This is a genomic window from Bradyrhizobium sp., from assembly GCF_036735945.1.
Taxonomy (GTDB): domain Bacteria; phylum Pseudomonadota; class Alphaproteobacteria; order Rhizobiales; family Xanthobacteraceae; genus Bradyrhizobium.
This window is the reverse complement of the sequence record NZ_DAINNI010000176.1, coordinates 1-7,604: the sequence shown is the minus strand read 5'-3', so window position 1 is coordinate 7,604 and position 7,604 is coordinate 1. Positions and strand designations below refer to the sequence as shown.

The window sequence follows — 7,604 nt, the reverse complement described above, 5'->3', positions numbered from 1 at the left end:
GCGTGATAGCCGTGGCGGCGCGCGATCTGCTTCACCGCCGAGCGGAACAGCACCATGGTGTCTGCGGGCACCAGCCCCCTGGTCGGCTGGAAGGTGAATTCGCACTGGCTCGGCCCGAACTCGACCTCGACCGAGCGCAAGGGAAGGCCGAGCGCCAGCACGTCGCGGCGGATGATCTCCAGCGCCGGCTCCATCTGGTCGTAGCGCTGCTCGGTCAGGTATTGATAGCCGTGCGAGAGCAGGCTGACCGATGGCGGCCGTCCGGGCTGGCCGGCGTCCTCCGGCGACATATGCGCGTCGTCGAGCCTGAAGAGGTGGAATTCGACTTCGAGGCCCGCGACGAAATCGTAGCCGCGCGCGCCGAGCTGGTCGATCACCTTGCGATAGAGATGGCGCGTGGCGAACGGCACCGGGCGGCCGTCGTTGAAATGGAGATCGCAGAGCAGCCAGCCCGTGGTCGGCGCCCAGGGCAGCACGCGAAAGGTCGAGGGATCGGCCACCATCAACACGTCGGCGGCGCCTTCCATCTCCTTCATGCCGAAGCCGCCGCCTGATGTGAACACCGGAAACACCGTCTTGTGCGAGGTGTCCTTGGCGAGCATCGTGGTGGTGATGGAGCAGCCGCTTTCCAGCGAGGCGACCGCTTCGCCCGCGATCAGCGTCTTGCCGCGCAGGATGCCGTGCTGATCGGGAAACGACAGGCGGATGACTTCGAGGTTCCTCTCTTCGACGATTTTCCGAAGGCGGCCCGCCGCCTCCTGCTGCTCTGAAGACCACAGCCCGTGACGTCCGACGAAACTCAACGCCGATCCCCCGAAGGTTTGCCCGAACCCAACGTCGTCATCGCGAGGAGCGAAGCGACGAAGCGATCCATACCTCCACGCGTGGCGCGATGGATTGCTTCGCTTCGCTCGCAATGACGGGGAGAGGACATCACTCCGCCGCCGTCAGGTGCGCAACCTTGCCTGCGATCTCGCGCGGCACCGGCGCAGCCCACGGCGCGCCGCGGCGCCGCTTGACGTCGACTTCCATCCAGTAGAGCTCCCAGCCCTGGGTTGGCCCGATGCCGTCCATCGTGGCGGGACCCTGGATGCTGCGGGCCGTCGCCTCGTCCAGGAACAGCATCGGCTTCTCGCCGCCCACGGCCTTCTCGATCTCCTGTCGCAGCAGGCGGCGATATTGCACGATCGCCTTGTCGGACGTGCCGAGATGCTCGTTGGTGCGGTCCTGGATCGCGCCCATCGATTCCACCGCCCACTGGTCGTGGACGTTGATGTCGTTGCCCATGCCGGTATAGGTGGCGGTCGCCTGTTCGTGCGGATCGAAGCCGTAGTCGTTGCTCCTGTTCTTGCGCGATTTGTAATCGGGCAGCTCATAGAGTTCGAGGCGCTGGTCGCGCATCTTCTTCCTGTCGACCGGCGCCGCGTAGGAGGTGAAGATCGCGTACCAGTAGCAATTCTCGTCGTCGATGGGCACATGCCACTGCGTGATCGTCATCTCCGTGCTCATCGGGATGACGAAGCCGTGCGGAAAGAGCTGGTTGGTGACGCGCACATGCGTCCGCTCGGCATCCAGTTCGCGCAGCGCGATCAGCCGCAGGCCGTATTCGGTATGCTCGACATTGATGATCGGGTTGTCGTATTCGCGCAGGATCTTCGTCATCGGCATGTCGCTGCCGGCGGACGCGCCGCGGAACTGCTTGCCGTAGGCGGTGGAGGTGTCCTCGTCCTCGAAAAAACGATGCAGGAAGGAGGCGTGCGCCGGATCGATGCCGACTTCCAGCGCCTGCAGCCAGTTGCAATTGATGTGGCCCTTGAACGCGAAAGTATGGCTGTCGGGCGCGACGAAGCAGTCGATCTCCGGAAATGCCGGCGGCTCACCTTCGCCGAGATAAGCCCAGAGGATGCCGCTCTTCTCGATCACCGGATAGGAGCGCTGCCTGATTCCCTGGCAAAGCTTCGAGTCCTTCGGCTCGGCCGGCGTTTCCAGGCACTGGCCCGACACATCGAACAGCCAGCCGTGGAAGGCGCAGCGCAGGCCGCCATTCTCCAGCCGGCCGAAGGCGAGGTCGGCGCCGCGATGCGCGCAGTGGCGGTCGATCAGGCCGTAGCGCCCTTGTTCGTCGCGAAACAGCACGAGGTTTTCGCCGAGCAGTTTGACCGGGCGAACCGGCCGCGCTCCCTGCAACTCGTCGACCAGCGCCGCCGGCTGCCAGTACATCCGCATCAGCTTCCCGCACGGATCCTTGCGGCCGGTGCGGGTGATCAGGTCGTTCTGCTCCTGGCTCATCATGGCGGGGTCTCCAGATCGGATTTGTTCGCCTATTGAACGTTTATGCGATTTTAACGCAGGCTATTCTGGAGGCAAGCGCTTGCAGCGCTGCCGCCGTTCACCGTCACCGACAAGAAGAAGCCGTTGAAGACAATCCTCGCCGATCGTGCGCTTCCTGCCGCGATTGCAGGAGACGACAGCGTCGGTCAAACCGCTACTGGTGTGAGAGGGCTCCGCCCTCTCCACCGTCATTGCGAGCGAAGCGAAGCAATCCATGTCACCGCTCGCCGAGAGATGGATTGCTTCTTCGCTTCGCTCCTCGCAATGACGGCGGAGAGGGGACCCTATCGCGGCAGGCGCCTGAAGGCGTCCTCCAGCGTCTCGAACGTGGCGACGATCTTCGGCGTCACCAGATAGTGCAGCGTCGTCGCGACGGTCACGCCGACGATGGCGGCGATAATCATGTATTGCGTCAGCAACGTCAGCAGGATCGCGCGCAGCGGGCGCCGCCGGCCGCGTGGCGGCCGGGCGGAGGCGAGGAGGGCGTCGTCGTCTTCGAGCGTACTCATGCGATGGTTCCGATCATCCGCGTCAATATTCCGACAGCAGCTGATTGAGGCGCGACTTGAGGCGGCGGTTGTCGCGTTCGCTGGCGCGGAGTTTTCGCGCCCAGTCCAGCGTGACGACGGTGCCGGTCTCGTACGCTTCGCAGAACTCCAGGCCCGCCGCGCTGTGATCGCGCCAGGTCAGGCGTGCCAGGCAGGAAATGCCCTTGCGCACGACCTCGAAGTCGACCTGGTCGGGCAGCATGGCCGAATTCTCGAACTCGATCTTCGCGCCGCGCGGGCTGAAATTGCGCACGACGCAGTCGAGCGCCGAGTTGCGGGCGTTGAAGGCGATATGTCCGCCGTAAAAAACGCGGTTGCGGTGATGATGACGGCGCTCCAGCATGGCTGCTCTCCATTTCGCTTAACGGATTGTTAACACAATTGGAGGGTGCATTGCTGCGGCCGTTCGCACCGAACTTGTCGCGTGGTTAATCGCGGTGCGGTGCAATTATGGCGCGCAAGCGCCTGCGTAGGCCCGAACCAGGCAAAAATGAATGTCGCCGGGGTCAGGAAACGGCGCTGCGCAGGCCGAAGGCGTGCTTGTCGTGCAAAACCGGCGCGACCGCGTCATTCAGCCGCGCGGCCGCCGCATCCACCGAAAGGCCCGCGGTATCGACCACGGCGGAGGCGCGGGCGTAGAGCGGTTCGCGGCTGATCAGGATGTTGCGCAATTCAGCCATCGCGGAGCGGTCGTCCGCCATCGGCCGCAGATCGCCCTGGCCGCGGACCCGCGCCATGTGCTCTTCCGGATCGGCCTTGATCCAGATCGTGTAGAACGACGACAGGATCAGGTCGAAGGTCAAGGGCTCGGACACGATGCCGCCGCCGGTCGCCAGCACCATCAGTTCCTTGCGCGCCAATAGTTGCGACAGCGCCGCCTGCTCCATGCGGCGAAAGCCTTCCTGGCCGTAGAGCGCGATGATCTCGGCGACGGAGAGGCCGTTCTGCGCCTCGACCTCCTTGTTGAGCTCGACGAACTTCCAGCCGATCTGCTTCGCCAGCATTCTGCCGAGCGTCGATTTGCCGGCGCCGCGTAGCCCGATCAGGGCGATGCCGGCGAAGGTGATGCGCCGCTGCGTCGCCGCGCCGCCGCTCGTGAGCGCGTCCTTGGCCTGCGCGATCTGCGCCGGCGTCGCCTTGCGCAGCAGGTCGCGAATGACGGCCCAATCGGGCGCCGGCTCGGCGGATGGAATGAGGTCTTCGAGATGCGCGCCCATCGCGTTCGACACGCGTCTGAGCAGCACGATCGAGACATTGCCCTTGCCGCTTTCGAGCTGCGCGATGTAGCGCTCGGAAATCCCCGATACCTTGGCGAGCACTTTTCGCGACATGCCGCGAAGGGCGCGCATGGTGCGCACCCGCTGGCCAAGCTGCTCCAGAAATCCGGATTCGGGGTCGCTCGCCTCGGTCAATTGCCCTCGTTCGGCGCTGCCACGGGTGGGAGGAACTTCGGAAACATAATGCCGACGAGGATTGACAGCAAGCGCCGCCGGTGTCTTTCTATGAATTATAATTCTTAAAGCTCAAGGGAGAGGCGACGTGAGCGGTACGTCCGGTTCGTACAATGCGGTGACCTGGCTGCTCGACCGCAACGTCGACGAAGGCCGCGGCGCAAAGCTCGCCTTCACCGACACGGTCTCAGAACTCAGCTATGGGGACCTGCAGAAACAGAGCTGTCGGGTCGCCAATATGCTGCGTCGCCTCGGCGTCCGACGCGAAGAACGCGTCGCGATGATCATGCTCGACACCGTGGATTTTCCCTGCGTGTTCCTGGGCGCGATCCGCGCCGGCATCGTGCCGGTGCCGCTCAACACGCTGCTGACCTCGGAGCAATACGCTTACATATTGGCGGATTGCCGCGCGCGCGTGCTGTTCATTTCCGAAGCGCTGCTGCCTGTCGTGAAGGACATGGTCGGACGGATGCCGGATCTCGAACACGTCGTCGTGTCAGGCAAGGACGCGCACGGCCACAAGAAGCTTTCCGACGAGCTGGCGCGCGAGGGCGATGATTTCGCCACGGTGGCGACGCATCCCGACGAGCCCGCGTTCTGGCTCTATTCATCCGGCTCGACCGGCATGCCCAAGGGCGTGCGCCACCTGCATTCCAACCTCGCCGCTACGGCGGACACCTACGCCAGCCAGGTGCTCGGTATCAGGGAGAACGACGTCGGCCTCTCGGCGGCGAAGCTGTTCTTTGCCTACGGTCTCGGCAACGCGCTGACCTTTCCGATGTCGGTCGGCGCCTCGACGGTGCTGCACAGCGACCGGCCGACGCCGGCGGCGATGTTCGCGCTGATGAACAAATATCACCCGACCATCTTCTACGGCGTGCCGACGCTGTTTGCCGCGATGCTCAACGACGAGACGCTGAAGGAGGCACGCGCCGGCAACCGGCTGCGCATCTGCACCTCCGCCGGCGAGGCGCTGCCGGAATCGGTCGGCAATGCGTTCAAGGCCCGCTTCGGTGTCGACATCCTCGACGGCGTCGGTTCGACCGAGCTGCTGCACATCTTCCTCTCGAACGCGCCCGGCGACATCAAATACGGCTCATCGGGCCGTCCGGTGCCCGGCTACAAGGTGCGGCTGGTCAATGAAGCGGGCGACGACGTGGCCGACGGCGAGGTCGGCGAACTCCTCGTCGATGCGCCCTCCGCGGGCGAGGGTTACTGGAACCAGCGCAGCAAGAGCCGCTCCACCTTCGAAGGCCACTGGACCCGTACCGGCGACAAATACATCCGCGATGCCGAGGGCCGTTACACCTTCTGCGGCCGCAGCGACGACATGTTCAAGGTATCCGGCATCTGGGTCTCGCCGTTCGAAGTCGAGAGCGCGCTGATCACCCATCCGGCCGTGCTCGAAGCCGCCGTCGTGCCGGAATCCGATCCGGAAGGATTGCTGAAGCCAAAAGCCTTCGTCGTGCTGCGGGCCGGCGCCAAAGCCGACGATCTGCACGAGGCGCTGAAGGAGCACGTCAAGCAGAAGATCGGCCCATGGAAATATCCGCGCTGGGTGGACGTGGTGGACAGCCTGCCGAAGACGGCGACGGGAAAGATTCAAAGGTTCAAGTTACGGGATGGTGCAAGCTGACGCGTCGTCAAGCCCGGGCATGACGGAGCAAGTGGATACAGCGAGATGACAACCCTTTCCCCATCCGGCTTCCTCACCGTTGGCGCGGCGCGTCTCGAATACCGCATGATCGGCCCGTCGCCGGAGAACGCGCCTGTCATCGTGATGCTGCATGAAGGGCTCGGCTCGGTCGGGCTGTGGGGAGATTTCCCCGACAGGCTGCAGGCCGCGACCGGCGCCGGCGTGTTCGTCTATTCGCGCGCCGGCTACGGCAATTCGACGCCGGCCAAACTGCCGAGGCCGCTCGGCTACATGCATGTCGAGGCACTCGACGTGTTGCCGAAGCTGCTCGACAAGATCGGCTTTCGCCGCGGCATCCTGCTGGGACATTCCGACGGCGCCTCGATCGCGGCGATCTATGCGGGCTCGCACCAGGATCACCGCGTGCAGGGGCTGGCGCTGATCGCACCGCACTTCATCGTCGAGGACATCTCGATCGCCTCGATCGCGGAAATCCGCACCGCCTACGCGACCACCAATCTGAAAGAGAAGCTCGCGCGCTGGCACAGGGATGTCGACAACGCCTTTTATGGCTGGAACGGCGCCTGGCTCGATCCTGACTTCCGCAACTGGGATATCTCCGAATACCTCGCCTATATCCGCGTTCCCGTGGCGATCCTGCAAGGCGCCAGCGACCAGTACGGCACCATGCGGCAGGTCGAGATCGCCCAGGAAGAGTGCTACTGCCCGGTCGATGTGACTGTCATCCCGCAAGCCGGGCATCAGCCGCATCGCGAAGCGGCGGAGGCGACGCTCGATGCGATCGCGGAATTCGCAACCGCGGTGCTGCAGGCCGACAGCCCCTCGCAGGGACGCGCCGCCTGACGCACGCGCTGCCGCGACTCGCCGGGACCGATCGTCTGGCACTTACGGCCGCCACGAAAACATGAAACAAAATGCATGTTATGGCGTTTCAGGCTGGACTTGACCAAAAACATGCACTATTGTGCATCTAACTTAACAAGCCGTTACCAGAGAAAACGACAGAGGGTGGCCCATGGCTGGCGAAAAGCCCGGTGAAGACCGCGTCCTCGCAGGCGGCGCGACATACATCGATTTTCAGACCGACCCGTCGCGCTACCGGCATTGGAAACTCGCCGTCGATGGCGATGTCGCGACCCTGACCATGGATGTCGACGAGAATGCCGGCCTGTTCGAGGGCTACCAGCTCAAGCTGAATTCCTACGATCTCGGCGTCGATATCGAGCTGGCCGATGCCGTGCAGCGGCTGCGCTTCGAACATCCCGAGGTGAAGGTCGTGGTGATGCGCTCGGGCAAGAACCGGGTGTTCTGCGCCGGCGCCAACATCCGCATGCTGGCGGGCGCAACCCACGCCCACAAGGTCAACTTCTGCAAATTCACCAACGAGACCCGTAACGGGCTCGAAGACTCGTCCGAGAATTCCGGGCAGCGCTTCATCACCGTCGTCAACGGCACCGCGGCCGGCGGCGGCTATGAGCTGGCACTGGCGACCGACCACATCATCATGGCCGACGACGGCGCGGCTGCCGTCGCCTTGCCGGAAGTGCCGCTGCTCGCGGTGCTGCCGGGCACCGGCGGCCTGACGCGCGTCGTCGACAAGCGCAAGGTGCGCCGCGA

General features: G+C 64.3%; 7 protein-coding genes and 1 pseudogene. 3 read left to right on the top strand and 5 right to left on the bottom strand.

The window, feature by feature from the left end; all coding sequences use genetic code 11:
• The 5 genes and pseudogenes from V7E26_RS27975 to V7E26_RS27955 all read right to left on the bottom strand — a co-directional run.
• A pseudogene (locus V7E26_RS27975) lies at nt 1-803 on the bottom strand (glutamine synthetase); the annotation flags it as partial.
• Between the two features lie 130 nt (nt 804-933).
• Nucleotides 934-2,292: an aromatic ring-hydroxylating dioxygenase subunit alpha gene (locus tag V7E26_RS27970; protein WP_324422595.1), complete on the bottom strand. Its 1,359-nt coding sequence runs from the start codon at nt 2,290-2,292 to the stop codon at nt 934-936.
• Nucleotides 2,293-2,615: 323 nt separating this feature from the next.
• Nucleotides 2,616-2,840 (bottom strand): hypothetical protein, encoded by a 225-nt coding sequence (locus tag V7E26_RS27965; RefSeq protein WP_324422593.1) that lies wholly within the window; start codon nt 2,838-2,840, stop codon nt 2,616-2,618.
• Between the two features lie 22 nt (nt 2,841-2,862).
• A complete protein-coding gene (locus V7E26_RS27960) occupies nt 2,863-3,222 on the bottom strand; it encodes a PilZ domain-containing protein (protein WP_324422591.1) in 360 nt (119 codons plus the stop codon).
• Nucleotides 3,223-3,385: 163 nt separating this feature from the next.
• Complete coding sequence (locus V7E26_RS27955) at nt 3,386-4,291, bottom strand: helix-turn-helix transcriptional regulator (protein WP_324422589.1); 906 nt, start codon at nt 4,289-4,291, stop codon at nt 3,386-3,388.
• Between the two features lie 127 nt (nt 4,292-4,418).
• Between V7E26_RS27955 and V7E26_RS27950 the strand changes: the two genes are divergently transcribed.
• From V7E26_RS27950 to V7E26_RS27940, 3 genes are all read left to right on the top strand, one after another.
• Complete coding sequence (locus V7E26_RS27950) at nt 4,419-5,966, top strand: benzoate-CoA ligase family protein (protein ID WP_324422587.1); 1,548 nt, start codon at nt 4,419-4,421, stop codon at nt 5,964-5,966.
• 45 nt (nt 5,967-6,011) lie between these two features.
• A complete protein-coding gene (locus V7E26_RS27945) occupies nt 6,012-6,830 on the top strand; it encodes an alpha/beta fold hydrolase (protein WP_324422585.1) in 819 nt (272 codons plus the stop codon).
• A 172-nt stretch (nt 6,831-7,002) separates the two neighbouring features.
• On the top strand, nt 7,003-7,604 hold a 602-nt coding region (locus V7E26_RS27940; protein WP_324422583.1), incomplete at its 3' end, for an enoyl-CoA hydratase-related protein.

Excerpts from the sequence above, each read along its gene's own strand:
- V7E26_RS27945 (WP_324422585.1), top strand. The coding sequence starts at position 6,012 with ATGACAACCCTTTCCCCATCCGGCTTCCTCACCGTTGGCGCGGCGCGT.
- V7E26_RS27965 (WP_324422593.1), bottom strand. The coding sequence starts at position 2,840 with ATGAGTACGCTCGAAGACGACGACGCCCTCCTCGCCTCCGCCCGGCCG.
- V7E26_RS27970 (WP_324422595.1), bottom strand. The coding sequence starts at position 2,292 with ATGATGAGCCAGGAGCAGAACGACCTGATCACCCGCACCGGCCGCAAG.
- V7E26_RS27960 (WP_324422591.1), bottom strand. The coding sequence starts at position 3,222 with ATGCTGGAGCGCCGTCATCATCACCGCAACCGCGTTTTTTACGGCGGA.